This is a genomic window from Mycobacteriales bacterium, assembly GCA_035690485.1.
Taxonomy (GTDB): Bacteria; Actinomycetota; Actinomycetes; order JAFAQI01; family DASSKL01; genus DASSKL01.
Window position 1 is genome coordinate 1 of the sequence record DASSKL010000070.1, and the last position, 22,619, is coordinate 22,619.

The window sequence follows — 22,619 nt, forward strand, 5'->3', positions numbered from 1 at the left end:
GGGATGACGCTTCTCGACATCGGCTCCGGACCCGGCACGATCACTGCGGACCTGGCCAGGCTCGTCGCCCCCGGACGTGTCACCGCGTTGGAGGCGACACCCGAAGCGCTCGCCCTCACGCAGGCGGAGATCACGTCGCAAGGACTGCACAGCGTCGGCTTCGCCGTCGGCGACGTGCATGCACTGCCGTACGACGACGGCACGTTCGACATCGTGCATGCCCACCAGGTGCTGCAGCACGTGGCCGATCCCGTGCGCGCCCTCACCGAGATGCGCCGCGTCTGCAAGCCACAGGGCATCGTGGCTGCGCGCGACAGCGACTACCGCGGTTTCACGTGGTGGCCGTTGCTGCCGGAGCTGGACGAGTGGATGGCGCTCTACCAACGGGTCGCCAGGGCCAACGGCGGCGAGCCCGACGCCGGCCGGCGACTGCTGTCGTGGGCGCAGCAGGCCGGTTGCACCGACGTCACCCCGTCTGCGTCGGCCTGGTGCTACGCGACGCCCGACGATCGCGACTGGTGGGGTCGGTTGTGGGCCGACCGGGTCCGGCAGTCGGCCATGGCCGAGCAGGCACTCGCGAGCGGCGCGGCCACCGCGGCGGACCTGCAGCGCATCGCCGACGGCTGGCTGCGCTGGGCACAGGCACCGGACGGCTGGCTCGCCATCCCGCACGGCGAGATCATCGCGAGGCCCTGACGGCACCGTCCGAGCCGGATGCTTGACTCGACGCATGCCTCTGCACGGTGACTACGAGCCCAGCAGCTGGAAATGGGTGCGCGACCAGGTCGAGCTCTACGAGAGCTCCGGCGGGACGCAGGGCACGACCCTGCGCGACACCGGAATGCCGGTCATCGTCGTGACGAACCGCGGCGTGAAGTCGGGCAAACTTCGCAAGACGCCGGTGATGCGCGTCGAGCACGAGGGCCGCTACGCGGTCGTCGCTTCCGTCGGTGGCGCGCCGAAGCACCCCACCTGGTACCACAACCTCGTCGCGGACCCCCACGTCGAGCTGCAGGACGGGCCGCAGAAGTGGGACATGGTGGCGCGCGAGGTCAGCGGCGCCGAGCGGCAGGAGTGGTGGGACCGTGCCGTCGCGGCCTACCCGCCCTACGCGGACTACCAGCAGAAGACCGACCGCGTGATCCCGGTGTTCGTGCTCGAGCAGGCCTAGCGCCGCACGTCGAGCGACCAGCTGCGGTCCTCGTGCCGCGACCGGATGCGCCAGCCCTGCGGCGTACGCACGATCTCGTCGCGGTACCACAGCCCGCAGAACAGCACCTGCTTCTCGTCGGCGACGACCATCGGGTTGAAGCAGATGCTGCGTACGGCGGCGGTGTCGGCGTCGGCCGCGTAGTCGATGTCGATGACCGTGCTGCCGACCAGGTGCTGGAAACCGGCGAAAGCCGGCAGGTTGTCGTCGAGAAAGACCTTCTGCTCGGCCAGCGACCCGCGGATGCCGCCCATCTCGCTGTAGTCGATCACCGCGTCGGGCGTGAACACCGCGTCGAGGTCGTCCCAGCGCCTGGAGTCGATCGCCGCGCAGTAGCGCGCGAGGAGGTCGAGGATCTCCAGCCGGTCGGAGATCTCCTGCTGCGACAGCATCAGCGGACCATGTCGGCGAGCGACCGCAGCACGGCGGGCTCGGTGACGCCGCCCACCAGAAGCGTCGTCACCGGCGACTGCCGCCAGAGCTCCATGCGCTCGCGGATCCTCGGCAGCGGGCCGCAGAGCGCGATGCCGTCGGCGAGGTCGTCGGGCACCGCCTGGAACGCCGCATCGCGGTCGCCGGCCAGGAACAGCTCCTGCACCCGGCGAGCCTCGTCCGCGTATCCCATGCGGGAAACCACGTCGAGGTGGAAGTTCTCGTTCTTCGCACCCATGCCGCCGATGTAGAAGCCGAGCGTGAGCTTCACGGTGTCGATGGCCCGCTGCACGTCGTCGTCGACGATGACGGAGACCGGGCAGGCGATCTCGAAGCCCGGTCGGGCCGATGCCAACGCGTCGGCGTAGAGGGCACCGCCGCGCTCGACGTGGAAGAAGATCGGCAGCCAGCCGTCGGCGATCTCGGCGGCGAGCGCGACGTTCTTCGGGCCCTCCGCGCCGAGGTAGACAGGGATGTCCGGCCGCAGCGGATGGCAGTTGGCCTTCAGCGGCTTGCCGAGCCCGGTGCCGCCCGGATAGGGCAACGGGTAGTGCTCGCCCGCGTTGGTCACCGGACCCTCACGACGCCAGACGTCACGCAGGATCCAGACGTATTCGCGGGTGCGGGCGAGCGGCTTGGGAAAGGGCACGCCGTACCAGCCCTCGACCACCTGCGGGCCGCTCACTCCGAGGCCGAGCACCATCCGACCGCCCGACAGCCGGTCGAGAGTGAGCGCCGCCATCGCGGTGGCGACCGGCGTCCGCGCGGAGATCTGCGCGAGCCCGGTGCCGAGCTTGATCCGGGACGTGTGCGCCCCGACCCAGGCCAGCGGGGTGAACACGTCGGAGCCGTAGGACTCGGCGGTCCAGATGGAGTCGAAGCCGGCGTCCTCGGCCGCCTGCGCCAGCGGCACCTGGTCGCCCGGACCCGGCCCGACCCAGTAGCCGAGCATGAGGCCGAGCTTGAGGTCAGCGGTCATCGCGCGGCAGCCCCAGGATGCGTTCGCCGATGACGTTGCGCAGCACCTCGCTGGTGCCCCCGGCGATCGTGAGGCAGCGGGTGTTGAGCATCGTGTGGGCCAGCTGCCCGGCGGCGCCGTCGAGCGCCAGACCCTGCTCCCCCAGCAGCTCGAAACGCAGCTCCGCGGCCTCCTGCTGGTGGCGCATGCCAACCAGCTTGCGCACGCTGCTGGCCGGACCGGGATCGGCACCGGACAGCTGGCGCAGCGTCGTACGGAACGCCAGCAGCGCCTGCACGTGCGCCTCGCAGACCAGCCGCCCGAGGCGGTCACGCAGCAGCGGGTCGACGCGGTCGCGCACGGCCACGTCGGCGAGCACGTCCTCGACCCCGCGGCCGAAGTGCGCGCCCGCGCTCATCGCGACCCGTTCGTTGGCGAGGGTCGTGCGGGCCAGCCGCCACCCGTCACCGACGGCACCGACCACGCAGTCGTCCGGCACGAAAACGTCGTCGAGGAACACCTCGTTGAACGCCGCATGCCCGGTCAGCTCGCGCAGCGGACGCACGTCGACGCCCTGGCTCTTCATGTCGAGCAGGAAGTAGGTGATGCCGTCGTGCCGGTCGGGCCCCTTGCCGTTGCCGCTGGTGCGCGCGAGCAAGATCGCCCAGTCGGCGACATCGGCCATGCTGGTCCAGACCTTCTGGCCGGTGATGCGCCAGCCGCCCTCGACCTTCACCGCCCGGGTCGTCAGGCTCGCCAGGTCGGAACCGGCGCCGGGTTCGCTGAACATCTGGCACCAGGTGATCTGACCGTGCAGCGTCGGCCGCACGAAGCGCTCCTGCTGCTCGGCGCTGCCGTGCGCCACGATCGTCGGCGCGGCCCAGCCGCCGATGATGAGGTCGCGCCGTTTGATGCCGGCCGCTGCGAGCTCCTGGTCGATGACGAGCTGCTCGACCGCCGAGGCGTCGCGGCCCCACGGCGCCGGCCAGTGCGGCACCAGGTAGCCGGCATCGGCGATCGCCGCGGCGCGTTGTGCCGGGTCGAGGTCGCGCACGCCGTCGACGAACTCCCGCACCTGCGCGCGCACCGCGGCGGTGTCGTCACCCAGCTCGAGGTGCAGGCGGCGGCGTACGCCGGACAGCGCCAGGTCTGCTGCCCGCCCCCGCCACTGCGCGGGATCGCCGAGGAGCGCGCGCAGGGACAGCGCACGCTTGAGTACGACGTGCGCGTCGTGCTCCCAGGTGTAGCCGATCCCGCCCAGCACCTGGATGCAGTCCTTGGCGTTGTCGACCGCTGCCTCGACGGCGACGGCGACGGCGATGGCCGCGGCGAGGTCACGATCGGGGGCGGCCGGCTCGTCGAGTGCGCGGGCGGCGTCCCAGGTCGCAGCCCTGGCCTGCTCGGCGCGCACCAGCATGTCGGCGCACAGGTGCTTGACCGCCTGGAATGCTCCGATCGGCCGGCCGAACTGCTCCCGAGTGCGGGCGTAGTCGGTGGCGGTGTCGAGCGCCCAGCCGGCCAGGCCGGCGCACTCCGCCGCGACCAGCACCCCGGTGAGCGACCGCACGGCGTCGAGGTCGAGACCGGGCAGGATGCGGGCAGCCGGCACCGCTACGCCCTCGAGATCGAGCCGCGCAGGACGGCGGGTGCCGTCGAGACCGGGCAGCTCGTGGACGGCGCAGTCTGCGGCGTCGACGACGAACCACACCTCACCGCCAGGACCCTCGGCACCGAGCACGACGACGTCGGCCAGTGCCGCGCCGAGCACCGGCCGGACGCTCCCCGCGACCTGCACGCCGTCGGCCGTGGGCGTCGCCGCCAGGCCACCGAGCGTCAGGGCGACGGCGCCGGTGGCGGTGCCGTCGACCAGACCGGGCAACAGCTCCTTGCTCGCCGTGGTGGGGTGCTGGCCGAGCAGCAGGCTGGCGAACAGGGTAGGCAGCGACGGGCCGTGCGCGAGCGCCCGGCCCAGCTCCTCGACCGCCACGGCCAGCTCGACTCCGCCGGCGCCGGAACCGCCGGACTCCTCGGCGACGTGCAGCCCGAGCAGCCCCTGGGCGGCCAGCCCCGCCCACCAGTCGGGCCTGCGCTGCGGGCCTTCGAGTGCCTCCCGGGCGGCGTCACGCAGGCCGGCCCGCTGGGCCCAGCCGCGGACCGCGGCGGCGAGGGAGGCGTGCTCCGCGGTCACCCCGATCGTCATGCGCTGGCCTCCCCGCGGGCCCTCGACGGCACTGTCGGGCATACTAGAACAGGTTCTCGTCTCGCCGACAGCGCGAGTCGGCGAATCGGTAGAACGGATGCTAATTTCGCTGCCGACGCACAGAGCACGAGAGGGCGGGCGGACGTGACGGACCAGTCGACGGCCCGGCCGGCGGACGACCAGGTCGACGACGACACGGTCGCACCGCAGGAGACCTCGGCGCAGCGTGCCCGGCGCACCCGCATCCTCGAGGCCACGCTGGAGCTGGCTCGCAGCGGTGGCTATGAAGCCGTGCAGATGCGCGCGGTCGCGGAGATGTCCGAGGTCGCTCTCGGCACCCTCTACCGCTACTTCCCGTCGAAGGTGCACCTGCTGGTCTCGGCGATGGCCTCGCAGCTCGAGCAGATGCGCACCAGCCTGCAGCGCCGCACGATCCCGGGCGACTCACGGCTGGAGCGAGTGGCTTACGTGCTCGAGCGGTCGACGCGTTCGCTGCAACGCAACCCGAACCTCACCGAGGCGATGGTGCGGGCCATGATGGCCGCCGACGCCAGCGTCGCCGCCGAGGTGACCGCGGTGCGTGCGCAGATGGGTGAGCTGATCATCAAGGCGCTGCGCAACGGCAGCGGCGCGCAGCCCGACGACGAGGCGCTCGCGGGCATCCTGCAAGACGTGTGGTTCGCCCGGCAGATCGCCTGGCTCGGCGGCCGCATCGGCACCGACGAGGTGTGGCGAGAGATCGAGCAGGCGATCGAGCTGGTCCTGCGTCGCTGAGGCTCGGTCAGGAGCCCGTCTTCCCACCCAGGTAGACGTCGGCGAGCGCCGCCTCCACCTCGGACGGTGTGCCGGACAGCTCGACCCGCCCGTGCGCCATGACGGCGACCCGGTCGGCGATCTGCAACGCGGTGCGGGCGAACTGCTCGACCAGCAGGATCGCGCGCCCCTCTGCGGCCACCTGGGCGACGATGTCGTAGAGCTCGCCGACGATGATCGGTGCAAGGCCCATCGAGATCTCGTCGAGCAGCAGCAGTCGCGGGTCGGTCGACAGGGCCCGTGACATCGCCAGCATCTGCTGCTCGCCGCCCGACAGCGTGCCGGCCAGCTGGTCGCGTCGTTCCGAGAGCCGCGGGAACCGGCCGAAGGCAACGTCGACGACGTCGGTCATCCGCGTCCCACGCCCGCGGTAGGTCCACATTCGCAAGTGCTCGGTCACCGTGAGGTTGGGGAAGATGCCGCGCCCTTCCGGGATCGTGCAGACGCCGAGCCGGGCCAGGCGTTCGGCCGGGGACCTCGTCAGGTCGCGGCCGTCGACCAGGACGGCGCCGGCCGTGGCCCGCAGCCGCCCGCTCGCGACCCGCAGCACCGTGCTCTTGCCCGCGCCGTTCGGCCCGAGCAGCGCGACGACGCCGGCCGCCGGCACGGTGAGGTCGAAGTCCTGCAGCACCGACACGGGGCCGTACCCGGCGCATACGCCCTGCAGCTGCAGCGCCGGCGGCGCTGGCATCAGTCCACCCTCGCCGGCGCGTCGCCGGGTGCCGCCGGCTCGACGGTGACCCCCAGGTAGGCCTCCTGCACCCGCCGGTCGTCCCGCACCTGCGTCGGCGTACCGGTCGCGATCAGCTCGCCGAAGTCGAGCACGTGCAGCATGGAGCACACGGCCATCACCAGGTCCATGTCGTGCTCGACGAGCAGCACGGCGATGCCTTCGTCGGCGAGCCGCAGCAGCAAGCGGCCCAGCGCCGCGCTCTCGCCGGACGAGAGCCCCGAGCTCGGCTCGTCGAGCAGCAGCACCCGCGGCCCGGTGGCGAGCGCGCGAGCCATCTCCACCAGCCGCGCGGTGCCGGTGGGGAGTACGTCGCAGGGCACGGCGGCAACGTCGCTGATGCCCACACGCTCGAGCAGCTCGCCGGTCAGGTCGGCCGGGCTGCGCCCGTGGCGGGTCAGGCCGGCAGCCACCTCGGCCGCGACGAGGACGTTCTCACGTGCCGTCAACGTGCCGAACAGCTCCAGGCGCTGGAAGGTGCGTGCCAGGCCGAGATGCGCGCGCGCCTGCGGCCGCAGCCGGGTGATGTCGCGCTCGCCCAGCCGCACCCGCCCGGCGTCCGGCCTCTGCAGGCCCGTGACGACGTTGAACATCGTCGTCTTGCCGGCGCCGTTCGGACCGATCAGCCCGGTGACCGCCCCCGCGGTGACCTCGAAGGAGACGCCCTGCAGAGCCTGCACGCCACCGAAGCGGACCGACACCTCCTCAACGCACAGCACGGCCGGCTCCCTCGACTGGGCCCATCGGAGCGGGGACGGCGACGACGGCCGGCAGGTCCGGAGCACGACGGTCCCGCAAGCGCTGCAGCGGTGTGTTGCCGCCGAACGTCCCGTTCGGGTTGCGCCCGATGCCGACCGCACCGAGCCCAACGCCCAGCGAGACGATGTCGCGCAGCGACCCGTGCACGTGCGTCTGGATCACCGGGCCGTAAGCCAGCACCAGCCCCGCGAAGAGCATCCCGGTCGTGGTGCGGATGCCGAACACGACGGCCAGCAGCAGCAGGAGGATGCTGCTGAGCAGCGGGAAATCGGCCGGCCCGACCAGCCCCTGCACACCTCCGAGCAGCGCCCCGCCGAGCCCGGCCAGCGCCGCGGACAGGGTGAAGACGAGCAGCTTCAGCCGGGTCAGGCTCATCCCGACGGTGGCTGCGGCCGCGGGGCTGTCGCCCATCGCCACCAGCCGGCGGCCCAACGTCGACCGGCGTACGGCGAGCACGCCGACAGCGACCAGCGCGAACACCGCGCACAGGAAGAAGAAGTAAGCCCGGCCGTTGGTCAGCGAGAGCCCGCCGACGTGCAGCCGCTTGATCGACAGCGACAGGCTGTTGCCGAAGACCTTCGGGTTCTGGAAGAACACGTAGTCCATCGAGTAGGCGAAGGCCAGCGTCGACAGCGCGAGGTAGAGGCCGCGTAAGCGCAGTGCGGGCAGCGCGATGAGCGCGCCGACCGCACCGGCCAAACCGACTGCGGCCAGCAGACCGAGCACCGACCCGCCGTCGCCGACCTTCGCCATCGCGAACGCGCCGATGCCCGCGAACGTCAGCTGGCACAGCGAAACCTGGCCGCCGTAGCCGGTCAGCAGCACCAGCGACAGCATCACCAGCCCGAAGCAGACCGCGAGGCTGACCGTCGCGATGGTGCCGGCAGAAAGCGTGACGGCGAGCACGGCGGCGACGGCGAGGAACGCCGCGGCGGTCACGAGCGACTCGCGCAGGCCGGCTACCCGTGGCGGCCGGATGACCGTGCTGCGTCCGCGCAGCCTCGCCTGCGGCAGCACGAGCAGGGCGACGAACAGGAAGACCATCGGGATGATCGGCTTGATCTGGCCGAGCAGGTTGCCGACCGGCAGGTAGCCGACGGCGTAGGACTCCAGCAGCCCCAGCGCGACACCGCCGACGAAGGTCAGCGGCAGGTTCTTCAGCCGGCCCACCATCGCGGCGGCGTAGCCGTTGATGACGATCAGCGTCAGCGTGTTGATGTCGAGCGTCACGAGCGGCGCCAGCAGCACGCCGGCGAGCGCGGCCAGCATGGCCCCGAGCGCCCAGCCCAGCTGGCTGAACCGCACCGGCGCTGCGCCGGTCAGTGCGGCCAGTTCACGGTCGTCGACCACCGCCCGGGTCGCGATACCCGGCCGCGTGCTGTAGAGGAACAGCCGCAACGCGATCGCGACCGCGATGGCGGCGGCCACGACCGTGAGCTGGTGCCAGCTGATGACGACGCCGGCCACCGACACGCTGTGCGTCGGGAAGAACTGCGGCACGAACCGCGGCTGGCTCGGGTCCCACACCATCTTCGCGATCCCGATGAGCAGCACGAGCAGGCCGACGGTCACGGTCAGCGACGTGTCGAGCGACGACGACTCGATGCGGCGCATGAGCAGCCGCTCGATGAGGAGGCCGAGCGCCGGCGCGACGACGAGTACGACGGCGGCGAAGGCCAGACCACTCGGCCAGTGATGGTGCTGCGACAGGTCCCAGAACGCGAACGCGCTGACCATCCCGATGGCGCCGTGCGCGAAGTTGAAGATGCCCGACGTGGTGTAGGTGACGACGAGGCCGGCCGCGGTCAGTGCATAGATGCACCCGGCGACGACGCCGACGACCGTCAGCGGGAGGAACGTGTCCATCGACTGCCGGTGACCTCCGTCGGGGGCGATCGCCTGATCGTGGCCTACGGCACGTTGCGCGACGGTGCATTTCGGCAATTCCCTGCACGAGTCGACGACCGCGATCACGATTGGCGCCTGAAACAGGTTCTACCTGTCCTATAGTCCGCTGACAACCCGCGCAGGGCCGCCGGAAGGAGCCCCGATGTCGCCTCGCCTCCCTGCCCCGCGAGCCGCCCGGATCGCCGGCGCCGCTGGCCTCAGCCTGCTGCTCGTCACGGCGTGCGGAGGCAGCAGCGGCGGCAGCTCCAAGGCTGCTGACACCACTCCGTCGCCGAGTGCGAGCAGTTCCTCGGCGGCGGCGAACCAGCCGGCCGACCCGGCCAAGGCAACGGCGGAAATCACCGCGAACTGGGAGGAGTTCTTCGCGCCCACCACGCCGGAGGCGACCGCACAGTCGTTGCTGCAGAACGCCGACAAGCTGCAGCAAGCGCTGGCAATCGCGGCAAAGGCGAAGGCGTCCGGCAACAAGACAAGCGCGAAGGTCAAGGGCGTGACCTTCACGAGCCCGACCGAGGCGACCGTCACCTACGACCTGCTGGTCAACGGCGCCGTGGCGCTGGCCGGCAGCACCGGCAAGGCCGTGCTCGAGGGCGGCACGTGGAAGGTCAGCCAGGTGACGTTCTGCACGCTGGTCGCGCTCAGCGCCAACGGCCAGCCCGTGCCCGGCTGCTGACCCGACGCCCGCAGGAGAGGACGCTCCCGTGACCTTTCGGCGCACCACACAGCTGCCGCGTCTCGGTGCCGCGGTCGCCGCCGTCGCGTTGGTCGCCACCGCGTGCGGAGGTAGTTCCGGCGGCGGCAGCGCCGCTGGCAGCCCGTCGGCCGGCACGGAGACAGCAGCGTCGACGATCGTCGGCAGTGCGAGCGCACCGATCACGAAGGACAGCGTCACCGTCGGCAACGTCGCGACGCTGTCGGGTCCGATCCCCGGGCTCTTCCAGGGTGCGCCGTACGGCGTCGACGCCTACTTCGCGATGGTCAACTCGCAGGGCGGGGTCAACGGGCGCAAGCTCGCGCTGGTCAGCAGCGACGACGCGCTCAACTGCAACGAGAACAAGACGCAGACCGACAAGCTGGTCGCCAGCACCTTCGCGATGGTCGGCAGCTTCTCCATCTACGACGACTGCGGCGCCACCGTGATCGCCGCCCACCCGCAGGTGCCCGACGTCTCGGTGCCGATCGGCGACCACGCCAAGGCGCTCGCCAACCTCTACAGCCCGCAACCGCAGCCGGCCGGCTATGCGCTCGGCCCGTTCGTCTACTTCAAGCAGAAGTACGCCGCGACGAAGGTCGGCTCGATCTACGGCGAGGGGGCCGCGGCGACGTCGTTCAAGCAGCAGTCCGAGGCGATGAAGTCGGTCGGCTACCAGATCGTCTACGCCCGGCAGGCGGGCAACACCGAGACGAACTTCACCTCCGACGTGATCCGCATGCGCAGCGAGGGCGTCAACTTCCTGTGGCTGACCGACTTCAACGCTGCCGGCATCGCGCGGGTGCTGACCGCCGCGAAGCAGCAGAACTGGAAGCCGAAGCTCGTCGTGACACCGACGGCCTACGACGCCAGCTTCTTCAAGCTGATCGGTGACCCGTCGGCGGCCGAGGGGCTGATGATGCCGCTGGCGTTCTCCATGTTCCTGGGCGAGGACAAGGCGCAGGTGCCGGCCGTCGCGACGTTCGACACGTGGATGCACAAGGTGCACCCCGGCTTCCAGCCCGACCTGTTCAGCCTCTACGGGTGGACGTCGGCCGCACTGTTCGTCGACGCGCTCAAGCAGGCCGGTAGCGACCCGACCCCCCAAGCCGTGCTCGACGCGCTGAAGAACACCCACGACTTCGACGCCGACGGCCTGCTGGCCAAGGCCGACGTAGGCACCAAGCAGCCGTCGGGCTGCTGGATGCTCGCCACCATCAAGTCGGGCAAGTTCGTGCGGGTGCTGCCCGACAAGGGCTTCACCTGCGACCCTGGCGGCTACTACCGGGCGACGCCGTAGCCCGCGGCTACAGCGTCATGAACGCATCGGCGCTGTAGCCCTGCTCCATGTCACGACCGGCGAAGTAGTCGCCCAGCGTCGCGTCGAGGTCGTCGGCGCTCCACGACCCGCCGGCGGCGTCCCAGCGCTGCGCGACTGCGGGCGGGCTGACGTGGACCACCATGCCGCCGTAGACGACGAACACCTGTGCAGTGATGCGCTCCGCGGCGGGTGAGGCGAGGTAGGCCACCAGCGGCGCGACGTGGTCCGGCGACAGCGGGTCCGGTTGGCCGGCCGGTGCCTCTCCGAACACACCAGCGGTCATCTGCGTGCGCGCCCGTGGGCAGATCGCGTTGGCCAGCACGCCGTAGCGGGAGCACGACTTGGCGGTGGCGACCGTCAACGCCACGATGCCGGACTTCGCGGCAGCGTAGTTGGGTTGGCCACCAGAGCCGAAGAGAAAGGCCTCCGACGAGGTGTTGACGACGCGCGCGTAGACGGCAGCGCCCGCGGCCTTCGACTGCTCTCGCCAGTGCGCCGTCGCGAAGTGCGTCATCGCCGCATGCCCCTTGAGGTGGACGGCGAGGACACTGTCCCACTCCTCTTCGGAGATGTTGAAGATCATGCGGTCGCGCAGGATGCCGGCGTTGTTGACGAGCACGTCGAGCGAGCCGAATGCGTCGACCGCGGTGCGCACCAGCGACTCCGCGGTCGCCCACTCGGCGACGTTGCCCTGCGCGGCGACGGCCTCGCCGCCGGCGGCCTCGATCTCCTTGCCGACGCTCGCCGCGGTGTCACCGTCGTAGTCGTTGACGACGACCCGCGCGCCCGCAGCCGAGAGCGCGAGGGCCTCCGCACGGCCGAGCCCCTGGCCGGCACCGGTGACGAGCGCGGTGCGCCCGGCGAGGGACAGACGGTCACTGCTCACGGCAGGGTTCCTCCTGGTTCGATGTCGGTCGGCCGGTCAGACCGGCTCGGCGGCGAGCGTGGCACCGATCCGCAGCAGCTGCGCAGTCGCCGCGCCGAGCGTCATCTCGATCTGCTTACTCCAGCGGAAGTAGCGCGCCAGCGGGTACTCGAGGTCGACCCCGACGCCGCCGTGCACGTGCTGCGCCGCGTGGGCGATGCGGTGACCGCCCTCGGCCGCCCACCACTTGGCGACCTGGACCTCGGTCGTGGCGGGCAGGCCCGAGTCGAGCAGCCACACCGCCTGCAGCGTGGTCAGCCGCATCGCCTCGACGTCGATGTAGGCGTCGGCCAGCCGGTGGCCGACCGCCTGGAACGACGCGATCGGCCGGCCGAACTGCTCGCGGCCGCTGGTGTAGGTGGCCGACAGGGCCAGTGCCTTGCCGCTGACGCCGAGGGCCGTCGCGGCCAAGCCGGCGAGTGCCCGGTCGAGCAGCCAGTGCAGCACCTCCTCACCACGGTCGGGGCCGGCCAAGACGTCGCCGGCACCGACCACCACCTCCCCCAGCTCGACCTCGGCCTGCGGCTGACCGTTGGTGGCCGTCTGCGGCCGCAAGGTCACCCCGGGCGCAGCCGGCTCGATCAGGGCGACGACCACGCGGCCGTCCGCGGCGGTGGCGGGGACGAGGATCCGGCGCGCCTGTGCGCCGAGCGGCACGCACGACTTGACGCCGGACAGCCGCCAACCGGCACCGTCGGCAGCGGCGGTCGTGGCCGGTCGTCGCGGGTCGTCGCGCCCGCTCTCGACAAGGGCGGCGGTGAGCAGCGCCGTGCCGGCGGCGACGTCGGGCAGGTCGCGTCGACGCTGCTCCGGCGTGCCGAACGCGTCGAGAGGCAAGGCGCCGCACAGCACGGTCTCGAACAGCGGCACCGGCGCGACGTGGGCACCGACCTGCTCGAGCAGCAGAGCCAGCTCGGTGAAGCCCGCGCCACCGCCACCGACGTCCTCCTGCAGGCACGCGCCCACGATGCCGGAGTCGGCCAGCTGCCTCCACAGGTCCTCGTCGAGCCACCGGCCATCACCTTCCAGCGCGGCGAGCCGGGCCGGGGTCGCGCGCTCGGAGAGGATGCGTGCGGCGAGCTCGACGAGGGCGCGCTGGTCCTCGGTCGGGTTGAAGTCCATCGTCGTCCTTACCGGGGGGCCCGGGGCATCGCGAGCCCGACCATCGAGATGATGTCGCGCTGGATCTCGTTGGTGCCGCCACCGAAGGTCAGCACGAGCGTGTTGCGCATCGCCCGCTCGAGATCGGCGCCGAGCAGCGCACCGGCGGAGTCCTTGGTCAGCGTCGAGGCCTGGCCGAGGATCTCCATGAGAGCGCGGTAGGCCTCGATGTAGAACTCGCTGCCGAACACCTTCACCGCCGACGCGTCGGCCGGGTTGAGGGTGCCCTCGGTGACGCTCCAGGCGACCTTCCAGTTGAGCAGCTTGAGGAACTCCAGCCGGGCGTGCAGCCGGCCGAACGACACCTGCACCCACTCCTGGTCGATCACCCGGCGGCCGTCGGCGAGCTTGGTGTCCTGGGCCCACCGGCGTACGTCGTTGATCTTGCGCTCGACCATGCCGGCGCTCGACAGCGCGACCCGCTCGTGGTTGAGCTGGCTGGTGATGAGCCGCCAGCCTTCGTTCTCGCCGAGCACGACGTTGCCGACCGGCACACGCACGTTGTCGTAGTAGGTGGCGCTGGTGTAGCCGCCGCCGATGGTGCGCACCGGCGTGTAGCTGAAGCCGGGCGCGTCGGTCGGCACGATGATGATCGACAGGCCCTTGTGCCGCTTGGCGTCGGGGTCCGTGCGGCAGGCCAGCCAGATGTAGTCGGCGTGCTGGATGAGGCTGGTCCACATCTTCTGGCCGTTGATGACGTAGTGGTCGCCGTCGCGGACCGCGGTCGTCTTGAGGTTGGCCAGGTCGGTGCCCGCGCCCGGCTCGCTGTAGCCGATCGAGAAGTGCAGGTCACCTCGGACGATGCGCGGCAGGAAGAAGTCCTTCTGCTCCTGCGTACCGAACGCCATGATCGTCGGCCCGACCGTGTTGGTCGTGAGGAACGGCACCGGCACGTTGGCGCGCTGCGACTCGTCGAAGAAGATGTACTGGTCGAGCAGGTCGCGGCCCTGGCCGCCGTAGTCCTTCGGCCACGACAGTCCCAGCCAGCCGTCGGCCCCGAGCTGACGGACGACCTCCTTGTACGCCGGACCGTCGAGCTCGCCCTTCGACAGGCCCTCGACGCGCTCGGGCGTCATGAGCCGGACGAAGTAGTCGCGCAGCTCGTCGCGCAACGCCCGCTGCTCGTCGGTGTAGGTCAGGTACATAGAACACGTTCTACTGGGCAGTCGACTCGGCGGTCAAGGACGGCAGGACGCAGTGCGTGCCGGCGTGGTCGTAGATGGTCGGGGCGCACTTGTTGCAGTGGATGCACAGCGACTCGCTGCTGGCGCCGGCCTGCAGCTTGTTGACCAGGTCGGGATCGCGCAGCAGGGCCCGCGCCATGGCGACGAACGCGAAACCGTCCGCAACCGCCTGCTGCACCGTGTCGAGCCGGTTGATGCCGCCGAGCAGGATCAGCGGCAGGTCGACGGCGACCCGGAACTGCCGTGCGTAGGGCAGGAAGAACGCCTCTTCGAAGGGGTACTCCGGCAGGATCCGCCGCAGCAGCGGCTTGACCACGGGTCGCAGTGCCCGAGGTTGGGTCCCCGCGAAGTCGTCCAGCGGCACCTCACCGCGGAAGAAGTACATGCCGTTGAGCAACGAGCTGCCGCCGGTGAGCTGCAGCGCGTCGACGGTGCCGTCCCCCTGCAGCATCCGAGCGACCTCGATGCTCTCGTCGAGCCACAGCCCGCCGGGCACGCCGTCGCTCATGTTGAGCTTGGCGGTCACCGCGGCCCGGTCGCCCACTGCGTCGCGGACGGCGCGCAGCACCTCACGGGGGAACCGGGCGCGGCCTTCGATGTCGCCGCCGTAGGAGTCGGTTCGCCGGTTCAGGTTGGGGCTCAGGAACGAGCTCAGCAGGTAGTTGTGGCCGAGATGCACCTCGAGGCAGTCGAACCCGGCCTCGACCGCGTGGCGCGCGGCAGCGACGAAGTCGTCGCGCACCCGGGCCAGGTCGCGCGGCGTCGCGGCCGGCACGACGCCCTTCGCCACCGGGCTGAACCGCCGGCTCGGCGCGAGTGACTTCTGCTTGTTGGACATCGCGTCGGCGACCAGCCCCGCGTGACCGAGCTGGGCGGCGGCGGCAGCGCCGTGCGCGTGCACCGCGTCGGTGAGCTTGCGCAGGCCCGGCACGGTGTCGGCGTCGAGCACGAGACAGTGGCGGAACACCCGGCCGTCGGGCGAGACGGCGCAGTAGGCGACGGTCGACATCGCCGCGCCGCCGCGGGCGACCGCCTCGTGGAAGGCGACCAGGTCCTCGGTCACCTGCCCGCGGTAGCTGCGCCCTTCGAACGTCGCCGCCTTGATGATGCGGTTGCGCAACGTCAACGGCCCGAGCCGGGCCGGCGCGAAGACGTCGGCGGTCACACCAGCACCCGGCCGGAGCGGGCGAACTCCTGCTCCACGGCGGCGGCGTCGGCGGGGGTGAAGGGCCGCATCGTGAGGTCGTCGCCGTCCCGCCACCAGACCTCGTCGGGCGCGTCCCAGCGGTCCTCCGCCAACCGGCGTACGACGATCTTGCCGGTAGCCGTCCGCGGCAGGTCGGCGGACACCCGCAGGAATCGCGGCACCCACTGGGGCGAGGTGTCGGGCTGGTCGGCGACCCACTGCGCGAAGCCCGACGGGTCGAAGCCGTCGCCGGGGACGACCGCCGCCATCAGCCGGTCGCCGGCGGTGGGATCGGGCACGGCGTAGACGACGGCCTCGACGACCTGGGGGTGGCGCGTGAGCAGCCGGGCGACCGGCGCGGCCGGGAAGTTCTCGCCGCCGACCCGCAGCCGGTCGAGGCTGCGACCGGCGAAGTAGAGGAAGCCCTCGGCGTCGCGGTAGCCGAGGTCGCCGCTCCAGTAGTGCCCGTCGCGGGAGCGGTGCGCGGACTCCTCGGGTGCGTCCCAGTAGCCCTCGAAGCCGCCGAGCCCGTCGACGTTGACGAACTCCCCCACCGCGACGTCGGCGTTGGCCAGCCGGCCCGACTCGTCGAAGACCGCAGGCGGGCAGTCCTCGCCGGTCTGCGGGTCCAGCACGCGGATGTCGCCGACGCCACGGCCGAGCGAGCCGGGCGGGGTGTCCGGGGTGCGGGTGATGCTGATGCCGCCCTCGGTCGAGCCGAAGCCGTCCATCACCTCGCAGCCGAAGCGTCGCGCGAACCGCTCCAGGTCCGCGGGCGCCCCCTCGTTGCCGAAGACGCGTTGCAGCGGGTTGTCGGCGTCGTCGGGCAGCTCCGGCTGCGCCAGCACGTAGGACAGCGGCGTGCCGACGTAGTTGGCGTAGGTCGCGCCGAACCGCCGTGCGTCGGGGATGAACTGCGACGCCGAGAACTTCCGCCGCAGCGCGATCGTCGCGCCCACGGCCAGGCTCGGCGCCCAGCCGGCGATGACCGCGTTCGAGTGGAACAGCGGCATGCTCACGTAGGTCACGTCGTCGGGCGTGAGGCCGACCCGCTGCACCATCCCGTAGCCGTAGGTCGCGATCTTCCCTTGCGAGCAGCGCACCGCCTTCGGCGTGCCGGTCGTCCCGCTCGTGAAGATCAGCAGGTACAGATCGTCCACCTGGGCCTCGCCGTCCGGCAGCGCCGCCGCGTGGTAGGACATCGCGTCGACGTCGACGACGCGGGCACCACCGGTGTCGGCCCCGTCGAGCAGCGGTGCCATCGACGCATCGGTGAGCACGAGGTCGCAGGCGGTCGCGCGGATGTCGTCTCCGAGCGCATCACCTCGACGCATCGGGTTGAGCCCGACGAGGACGAAGCGGCCGAGCGCGGCGGCGGCCAGCCAGAAGGAGAACTCCGGCACGTTCTCCAGCAGCACACCGACGTGCGCGGGACCGTCGGCTCCGCGTGCCCGGCGGTCGGCGGCGTACCACGCGGCGCGAGCGGCGGCCGCGGCGGTGTGCTCGGCCCACGTCCAGCAGCCGACATCGGTGACGAGACCGGGACGCGGGTCGTCGGCGCGGGCGCGGACAAACGTGGAGACGGTCGTGAACCACGCGCTCACGGCGCGGTGACCGCCGCGGCCGCCGCCTCGGCCAGCACACGGGCCGCCCAGCCGTAGTCGGGCTTGCCGCTCGGCGAGCGTTCGATCAGGTCGACGGCGTGGCAGAAGCGCGGCACCTTGTAGCGGGCGATGCGTGCCGCGAGGTGCGTCTCGATCTCGGGCTGCGTGGGCACCCCTGCGCCGGGCCGCACCTGCAGCACCGCGGCGACCCGCTGCCCCCAGCGGTCGTCGGGGATGCCGGCGACCACCGCGTCGACGACGTCCGGGTGCGCCTTGAGCGCCCCCTCGACCTCCTCCGGGTAGACCTTCTCGCCGCCGGAGTTGATGCAGACCGAGCCGCGGCCGAGGAACCGCATGGTGCCGTCGGCCTCGACGGTGGCCATGTCGCCGAGCAGCACCCAGCGCTCGCCGTCGACCTCGACGAAGGTCTCGGCGGTCTTCACCGGGTCGTTGTAGTAGCCGAGCGGGATGTGGCCGCGCTGCGCGACTCGGCCCACGGCGCCGGAGCCGGGCGGCACCGGCCGGTGGTGCTCCTCGTCGAGCACCTGGGTGCGCTCGTTGACGACGAACCGCAGGCCGTCGGCCGGCTTCGACCCGGGCGGCGCGGTGCCGTTGAAGCCGCTCTCCGACGAGCCGTAGCTGTCGACCACGTAGACGTTGGGCAGCAGGTCGGCGATGCGGTCGCGCAGCGGCTGGGAGAGCAGCGCGCCCGCCGACGCCAGCGCCAGCAGCGACGAGGTGTCGTAGGACCGCTCCTCCAGCGCCTGCACGATCGGCAGCGCCATCGCGTCGCCGACGATCGTGATCGTGTTGACCTGCTCCTGCTCGATCAGCGAGAGCGCGCCGTGGCCGGTGTAGCGCCGGATCAGCACCACCTTGCCGCCGCCGAGGAAGTTGATGAAGCTGCCGAGCTCCGCCGCGCCGTGCATCAGCGGCGGCGCGGGAAACGACACACCGGGCGAGTTGGCCGCCGCGCGCGGGCCGGCATCTTCCGGCCGGGCCAGCGGCTCGCCCATCGGGTAGCCGCCACCCATGCCGGCGAACAGCAGGTCCTCGTGGCGCCACATGACGCCCTTGGGCATCCCGGTCGTCCCGCCGGTGTAGATGATGAACAGGTCGCCGCCGGAGCGCTCCGGGAAACCGTCGCGGTGGTCCGGCTGCGCGGCCAGCGCGTCGTCGTAGACCGTGGTGCCCGGCGGCAGCGCGGCGCCGTCGGTGGGACCCACCGCGACCAGGTGCCGGATCTTCGGCGTGCGCGGCAGGACCGCCGCCACCCGGTCGGCGAACTCGGTGTCGAAGACCACGCCGACAAGGTCCGCGTCGTCGTACAGGTAGTGCAGCTCGTCCTCGACGTAGCGGAAGTTGACGTTGACCGGCACCGCTCGGATCTTGAACAGCGCGAGCATCGTCTCGAGGTACTCGGTGCCGTTCATCATGTGGCAGCCGACGTGGTCACCGGGTGCGATGCCGTCGGCGAGGAAGTGGTGCGCCAGCCGGTTGGCGCGCGCGTCGAGCTCGCGGAACGACAGCCGGCGGCCCTCGGCGTAGAGCGCCTCGCGCTCCGGCACGTGGTCGACGATGTGCTCGAAGAGGTCCGCCAGGTTGAACTGCACGCCGCTCCCCCGCTAGTGCTTGAAGCCGGACCCGGCGATCGCGCCGCCGTCGACCGCGAGCTCGGCGCCGGTGATGTAGGACGCGGCGTCGCTGGCGAGGAACGCCGTCGCCTCGGCGACCTCCTCCGGCCGGCCCATGCGCGACATCGGCACCTGCTTGCCCACCCACTTCATGTTGTCGTCGGTGGGGGCGAACGCGCGGACCATCGGGGTGTCGATGCCGCCCGGGTGCACGCTGTTGACGCGTATGTGGTCGGCGGCGAGCTCGATGGCCGCGGCCTTGGTCATGCCCCGGACGGCGAACTTGCTGGCGGTGTAGGGCACGAGGAACCGGTTGCCACCGAGACCCTCGACGCTGGAGACGTTGACGATCGCGCCGCCGCCCGCCCGCTTCATCGCCGGGGCGGCCTCGCGCATGCCGAGGAAGACGCCCATCGCGTTGACGTCCATGACGAGGCGGTACTCCTCGGTGCTCGTGTTGCCGAGCTCGTTGATGCGCAGCACGCCCGCGTTGTTGACCAGCACGTCGAGCCGGCCGAAGACCTGCTCGGTCTCCGCCACCGCGTCGTGCCAGGCCGTCTCGTCGGTGACGTCGAGGATCAGCGCGACGGTGTCGCCGCCCAGCAGCTCCGCCGTCTCCTTGACCTCGGGCAGCACGTCGCCGAGCACGACCTTCGCGCCCTCGGCGACGAACAGCCGCGCGGTCGCGGCGCCCATCCCCCGCGCCGCACCGGTGATCAGTGCGACCTTGCCGTCCAACCGTCCGCTCATGGCTTCTCCGCTCCGACGACCCACATCGCGAAGTACTGCGAGCCGCCCCCGTAGGCGTGCCCCAGCGCCCGGCGGGCGTCCTTGACCTGGTGTTCTCCCGCGGTGCCGCGCACCTGGTTGGCCGCCTCGAGGAAGCGGATCATGCCGGACGCGCCGATCGGGTTGGACGAGAGCACGCCGCCGGACATGTTGACCGGCAGGTCGCCGTCGAGCGCGGTGGCGCCGTCCTGCACCATCTTCCAGCCGGTGCCCTCGTCGGCGAAGCCGAGATTCTCCAGCCACATGGGCTCGAACCAGCTGAACGGGACGTAGATCTCGGCGCAGTCGATCTCGTGCAACGGGTCGGTGATGCCGGCCTCGGCATAGAGCGCGGCGGCGCAGTCACGGCCGGCGTGCGGGTTGACCCGGTCGCGGCCGGCCCCCATCGTCGGCTCCGAGCGCAGCGCGGTGCCATGGACCCACGCGACCGGCCGGCTGCTGGCCGCCGCCGACGCCTCGTCGCCGATGACCATCGCGGCCGCACCGTCGGACGACGGGCAGGTCTCGGCGTAGCGGATCGGGTCCCACAGCAGCGGCGAGGTCGCGATGCCCTCGAGCGTGATCTCGGGCTGGTGCAGGTGCGCGTAGGGGTTCTTCAGCGCGTTGAGCCGGTCCTTGAGCGCGACCTTGAAGCCCGTGTCGAGCGGCGCCTGCGACTTGCGGATGTAGCCGCGCACGATCGGCGCGAAGTAGCCGCCGGCGCCGGCGACCAGCGGCTGCGAGAACGGCAGGTGGATCGACAGCGCCCACATGGCGTTGCTCTCCGACTGCTTCTCGAACGCCACGGTCAGCACGCGCCGGTGGATGCCGGACTGCACGAGGTGGGTGGCGATGACCGACGTCGACCCGCCGACCGAGCCTGCCGTGTGCACCCGGGTCATCGGCTTGCCCACCGCACCGAGCGCCTCGGCCAGGTAGAGCTCGGGCATCATCACGCCCTCGAACATGTCGGGCGCCTTGCCGATGACGACCGCGTCGATGTCGGCCCAGTCGAGCTCGGCGTCGGCGAGCGCCCGCTCGGCGGCCTCGTGCACGAGGCCGCCGATCGAGACGTCCTCCCGCTTGGCCTCGTGCTTGGTCTGCCCGGTGCCGAGGACCGCCGCCCGCTGCCCGCTCACTGTTCGGCCTCCAGGACGCAGACGAGGTTCTGCTGCAGGCAGGGCCCGCTGGTCGCGTGCGCCACGGCGCGCTGCCCCTCGCCGGCGGACACGCGCCTGGCCGCCTCGCCGATGCGCACCAGCCCGGCCACCATGACCGGGTTGGACACCAGCGCCCCGCCCGACGGGTTGACGGCGGTGGTGTCCTCGTCGAGGCCGAGCGCCTCGAGCAGGATCAGCTCCTGGTGCGAGAAGGGCGCGTGCAGCTCGGCGAGATCGGCGCGGCCGTCGACGCCCGCGCGTTGCGCGGCGATCCGGGTCGACGCGGAGACCGTGAGGTCGCGCGAGCCGACGTACTGCCCCTCGATGCGGTGGTCGATGCCGCGGATCCACGCCGGCCGCTCGGCCAGCTCCCGGGCCCGGTTACCGGCGGCGAGTACGACGACCGCCGCGCCGTCACTGACCGGTGGGCAGTCGTGCTTGCGCAGCGGATCGGCGTAGAGCGGCTCGGCGAGCAGCGTCGCCTCGTCGGTCTGCTCCGACACCTGCGCGTGCGGGTTGCCGGCGGCGTTGCGGCGGTCCCGGGCGACGACCCGGGCGAGGTCCTTCTCGCCGATGCCGTCGGCGTCGAGCAGCGCGCGGGCCTGCAGGGCCGCGAGGCTCACCGCGTCGGGCCACAGCGGACCGACCAGGTAGGGGTCCAGCTGCAGCGACAGCACCCGGGCGATGTCGCCGGGCGAGCTCTTGCCGAACGCGTAGACCAGCGCGGTGTCGATGTCGCCGTGCTGCAGCCGCACCCATGCCTCGTAGAGCGCGAACGCGCCGTCCATCTCGACGTGCGACTCGGCGATCGGCGGCCACGGCCCGACCGCGTCGAGCGCGGAGACGAAGGCGAACGCCTGCCCGGCGAGGTAGTCGCTGGAGCCGGACACCGTGAACCCGATGTCCTGCGTCGTCAGGCCGGTGGGCTCGAGCGCCTCGCGCAGCACCGGCAGCAGGATCTCGACCTCGTTGCGGTTGTCCTCGCGCGCCGACGCGTGCTGCGCGTAGGAAACCACCGCCACCGGGCGCATCTAGAGCGCCTCCTTGAACGACTCGTAGTCGGCATCCGGCTCGTCGATCGGCTCTACGTAGTCGATGTTGGTGAACGAGTAGTCCCACTCGTCGCGCGGCAGCCAGTGCGCGCGCACCCGCATGCCCATCCGGACCTCGTCGGGCGAGACGCCCTGCACGAGCACCATCGACGTCATGTCGGAGCCGTCGAAGAGCACCTCGCCGGAGATGTAGGGCAGGTCGATCACCCGGTTGGCGAAGTTGACGTTGACGACGGCGTAGGTGACGAGCGTGCCGGTGTCGGCGACCTCGACCTCCTCCGCGAACTCGACGCCGCACATCGGGCAGCCTCCGCGTGGTGGCACGTAGACCTTGCCGCACTGCGGGCAGCGGCGGCCGAGCAGCCGCCCCTCCTTCAGCCCGTGCAGGAACCGCGACTGCGCGGCGCCCGGCGTGTAGCGGTAGTCCAGCCGGATCGGCGTGACGATGCCCTTGACCGGCTTCGAGCCGTCTGCAGCAGACATCACCGCACCGCCTCGAAGCAGGCGATGTCGTGGATGTCGCCGGTGGTCTCATCGGCCCAGCGCACCCGCACCCGCATGCCGGTGGCGATCTGCTCGCGGGGGGCGTCGAGCGCGTGCAGCAGCGACGTGTCGGCGCCGTCGAGCCGCACCAGCGCCCACGCGAACGGGCGCTCGAACGGCTGGCCCAGCCGCGGCTTCGGGTTCCACGACCACGACGTGACGACGCCCTCGGGCGACACCTCGACGAGGTCGTCGTGCGGCAGCGCGGCGGCCGTCCTCGCGTCGTACTCCGGTGGCGGCACGACGACGCGTCCGCTGCTGTCGCGTACGCCGAAGACCTTGCGCTCGCGCAACCCGGTGAGGAACGCGCCGACCATCGGCCCGGTCGACCGCGTGTAGGGGAACTCCATCGAGTGCGGAGCCGAGAGCACCTCAGTCAT

Annotated in this window: 22 protein-coding genes; 5 read left to right on the forward strand and 17 right to left on the reverse strand. The window is 71.6% G+C overall.

Annotated features, from left to right (window positions below; translation table 11 throughout):
* Positions 1-696: methyltransferase domain-containing protein (locus tag VFJ21_09615; protein HET7407373.1), on the forward strand; the 696-nt coding region annotated here is incomplete at its 5' end.
* Between the two features lie 34 nt (positions 697-730).
* Positions 731-1,171 (forward strand): nitroreductase family deazaflavin-dependent oxidoreductase, encoded by a 441-nt coding sequence (locus tag VFJ21_09620; GenBank protein ID HET7407374.1) that lies wholly within the window; start codon positions 731-733, stop codon positions 1,169-1,171.
* On the opposite strand, the gene VFJ21_09625 is transcribed toward VFJ21_09620, so the two are convergent.
* Genes VFJ21_09625 through VFJ21_09635 form a run of 3 tightly spaced genes read right to left on the reverse strand, consistent with a single transcriptional unit; the run spans position 1,168 to position 4,800 of the window.
* On the reverse strand, positions 1,168-1,602 hold the full coding sequence (locus VFJ21_09625; GenBank protein ID HET7407375.1) for a nuclear transport factor 2 family protein: 435 nt from the start codon (positions 1,600-1,602) through the stop codon (positions 1,168-1,170). The two genes, VFJ21_09620 and VFJ21_09625, sit on opposite strands and share 4 nt — an antisense overlap.
* Positions 1,602-2,621 carry an LLM class F420-dependent oxidoreductase gene (locus VFJ21_09630; GenBank protein HET7407376.1) on the reverse strand — a complete coding sequence of 340 codons (1,020 nt, stop codon included), beginning with the start codon at positions 2,619-2,621 and terminating at the stop codon, positions 1,602-1,604. The genes VFJ21_09625 and VFJ21_09630 overlap by 1 nt, the downstream gene beginning before the upstream one ends.
* On the reverse strand, positions 2,611-4,800 hold the full coding sequence (locus tag VFJ21_09635) for an acyl-CoA dehydrogenase (GenBank protein ID HET7407377.1): 2,190 nt from the start codon (positions 4,798-4,800) through the stop codon (positions 2,611-2,613). Before VFJ21_09635 ends, VFJ21_09630 begins: the two co-directional genes overlap by 11 nt.
* A gap of 144 nt (positions 4,801-4,944) precedes the next feature.
* Here VFJ21_09635 and VFJ21_09640 point away from each other — a divergent pair, with 144 nt between their 5' ends.
* Positions 4,945-5,574 (forward strand): TetR family transcriptional regulator, encoded by a 630-nt coding sequence (locus VFJ21_09640; GenBank protein HET7407378.1) that lies wholly within the window; start codon positions 4,945-4,947, stop codon positions 5,572-5,574.
* 7 nt (positions 5,575-5,581) lie between these two features.
* On the opposite strand, the gene VFJ21_09645 is transcribed toward VFJ21_09640, so the two are convergent.
* The 3 genes from VFJ21_09645 to VFJ21_09655 are packed head-to-tail and all read right to left on the reverse strand — an operon-like array spanning position 5,582 to position 8,968.
* Positions 5,582-6,304 carry an ABC transporter ATP-binding protein gene (locus VFJ21_09645; protein ID HET7407379.1) on the reverse strand — a complete coding sequence of 241 codons (723 nt, stop codon included), beginning with the start codon at positions 6,302-6,304 and terminating at the stop codon, positions 5,582-5,584.
* The gene (locus VFJ21_09650) at positions 6,304-7,062 is read right to left on the reverse strand and encodes an ABC transporter ATP-binding protein (GenBank protein ID HET7407380.1); all 759 of its coding nucleotides are present in this window, start codon (positions 7,060-7,062) and stop codon (positions 6,304-6,306) included. The genes VFJ21_09645 and VFJ21_09650 overlap by 1 nt, the downstream gene beginning before the upstream one ends.
* Complete coding sequence (locus VFJ21_09655; protein ID HET7407381.1) at positions 7,049-8,968, reverse strand: ABC transporter permease; 1,920 nt, start codon at positions 8,966-8,968, stop codon at positions 7,049-7,051. The genes VFJ21_09650 and VFJ21_09655 overlap by 14 nt, the downstream gene beginning before the upstream one ends.
* A 184-nt stretch (positions 8,969-9,152) precedes the next feature.
* Here VFJ21_09655 and VFJ21_09660 point away from each other — a divergent pair, with 184 nt between their 5' ends.
* The gene (locus tag VFJ21_09660) at positions 9,153-9,683 is read left to right on the forward strand and encodes a hypothetical protein (protein HET7407382.1); all 531 of its coding nucleotides are present in this window, start codon (positions 9,153-9,155) and stop codon (positions 9,681-9,683) included.
* 28 nt (positions 9,684-9,711) lie between these two features.
* Positions 9,712-11,001, forward strand: a complete 1,290-nt coding sequence (locus VFJ21_09665) for an ABC transporter substrate-binding protein (protein HET7407383.1) — start codon at positions 9,712-9,714, stop codon at positions 10,999-11,001.
* A gap of 7 nt (positions 11,002-11,008) precedes the next feature.
* Here the strand turns inward: VFJ21_09665 and VFJ21_09670 are convergent, their stop codons facing one another.
* From VFJ21_09670 to VFJ21_09720, 11 genes are read right to left on the reverse strand one after another with little or no spacing between them, the layout of a single operon-like run.
* Positions 11,009-11,908 (reverse strand): 3-oxoacyl-ACP reductase, encoded by a 900-nt coding sequence (locus VFJ21_09670; protein HET7407384.1) that lies wholly within the window; start codon positions 11,906-11,908, stop codon positions 11,009-11,011.
* A gap of 36 nt (positions 11,909-11,944) precedes the next feature.
* Entirely contained in the window at positions 11,945-13,069 is a 1,125-nt protein-coding gene (locus tag VFJ21_09675; GenBank protein ID HET7407385.1) for an acyl-CoA dehydrogenase family protein, read from the reverse strand.
* A gap of 8 nt (positions 13,070-13,077) precedes the next feature.
* Complete coding sequence (locus tag VFJ21_09680) at positions 13,078-14,253, reverse strand: acyl-CoA dehydrogenase family protein (GenBank protein HET7407386.1); 1,176 nt, start codon at positions 14,251-14,253, stop codon at positions 13,078-13,080.
* A 10-nt stretch (positions 14,254-14,263) separates the two neighbouring features.
* Positions 14,264-15,457, reverse strand: coding sequence for an NADH:flavin oxidoreductase (locus VFJ21_09685; protein ID HET7407387.1), 1,194 nt, complete (start codon positions 15,455-15,457; stop codon positions 14,264-14,266).
* Entirely contained in the window at positions 15,454-17,082 is a 1,629-nt protein-coding gene (locus VFJ21_09690) for an AMP-binding protein (protein HET7407388.1), read from the reverse strand. Before VFJ21_09690 ends, VFJ21_09685 begins: the two co-directional genes overlap by 4 nt.
* Positions 17,079-18,695, reverse strand: coding sequence for an acyl-CoA synthetase (locus VFJ21_09695; protein HET7407389.1), 1,617 nt, complete (start codon positions 18,693-18,695; stop codon positions 17,079-17,081). Before VFJ21_09695 ends, VFJ21_09690 begins: the two co-directional genes overlap by 4 nt.
* Positions 18,696-18,707: 12 nt before the next feature.
* Positions 18,708-19,466, reverse strand: coding sequence for a glucose 1-dehydrogenase (locus VFJ21_09700; protein HET7407390.1), 759 nt, complete (start codon positions 19,464-19,466; stop codon positions 18,708-18,710).
* On the reverse strand, positions 19,463-20,623 hold the full coding sequence (locus VFJ21_09705) for a thiolase domain-containing protein (protein HET7407391.1): 1,161 nt from the start codon (positions 20,621-20,623) through the stop codon (positions 19,463-19,465). Before VFJ21_09705 ends, VFJ21_09700 begins: the two co-directional genes overlap by 4 nt.
* A complete protein-coding gene (locus tag VFJ21_09710; GenBank protein ID HET7407392.1) occupies positions 20,620-21,675 on the reverse strand; it encodes a thiolase domain-containing protein in 1,056 nt (351 codons plus the stop codon). Before VFJ21_09710 ends, VFJ21_09705 begins: the two co-directional genes overlap by 4 nt.
* Positions 21,676-22,179 carry a Zn-ribbon domain-containing OB-fold protein gene (locus VFJ21_09715; GenBank protein ID HET7407393.1) on the reverse strand — a complete coding sequence of 168 codons (504 nt, stop codon included), beginning with the start codon at positions 22,177-22,179 and terminating at the stop codon, positions 21,676-21,678. It abuts the gene before it with no gap.
* Entirely contained in the window at positions 22,179-22,619 is a 441-nt protein-coding gene (locus VFJ21_09720; GenBank protein ID HET7407394.1) for an OB-fold domain-containing protein, read from the reverse strand. Before VFJ21_09720 ends, VFJ21_09715 begins: the two co-directional genes overlap by 1 nt.

Excerpts from the sequence above, each read along its gene's own strand:
- VFJ21_09620 (HET7407374.1), top strand. The coding sequence starts at position 731 with ATGCCTCTGCACGGTGACTACGAGCCCAGCAGCTGGAAATGGGTGCGC.
- VFJ21_09700 (HET7407390.1), bottom strand. The coding sequence starts at position 19,466 with ATGAGCGGACGGTTGGACGGCAAGGTCGCACTGATCACCGGTGCGGCG.
- VFJ21_09625 (HET7407375.1), bottom strand. The coding sequence starts at position 1,602 with ATGCTGTCGCAGCAGGAGATCTCCGACCGGCTGGAGATCCTCGACCTC.
- VFJ21_09630 (HET7407376.1), bottom strand. The coding sequence starts at position 2,621 with ATGACCGCTGACCTCAAGCTCGGCCTCATGCTCGGCTACTGGGTCGGG.
- VFJ21_09635 (HET7407377.1), bottom strand. The coding sequence starts at position 4,800 with ATGACGATCGGGGTGACCGCGGAGCACGCCTCCCTCGCCGCCGCGGTC.
- VFJ21_09710 (HET7407392.1), bottom strand. The coding sequence starts at position 21,675 with ATGCGCCCGGTGGCGGTGGTTTCCTACGCGCAGCACGCGTCGGCGCGC.
- VFJ21_09660 (HET7407382.1), top strand. The coding sequence starts at position 9,153 with ATGTCGCCTCGCCTCCCTGCCCCGCGAGCCGCCCGGATCGCCGGCGCC.
- VFJ21_09715 (HET7407393.1), bottom strand. The coding sequence starts at position 22,179 with ATGTCTGCTGCAGACGGCTCGAAGCCGGTCAAGGGCATCGTCACGCCG.
- VFJ21_09655 (HET7407381.1), bottom strand. The coding sequence starts at position 8,968 with ATGGACACGTTCCTCCCGCTGACGGTCGTCGGCGTCGTCGCCGGGTGC.
- VFJ21_09645 (HET7407379.1), bottom strand. The coding sequence starts at position 6,304 with ATGCCAGCGCCGCCGGCGCTGCAGCTGCAGGGCGTATGCGCCGGGTAC.
- VFJ21_09720 (HET7407394.1), bottom strand. The coding sequence starts at position 22,619 with ATGACTGAGGTGCTCTCGGCTCCGCACTCGATGGAGTTCCCCTACACG.
- VFJ21_09680 (HET7407386.1), bottom strand. The coding sequence starts at position 14,253 with ATGTACCTGACCTACACCGACGAGCAGCGGGCGTTGCGCGACGAGCTG.
- VFJ21_09675 (HET7407385.1), bottom strand. The coding sequence starts at position 13,069 with ATGGACTTCAACCCGACCGAGGACCAGCGCGCCCTCGTCGAGCTCGCC.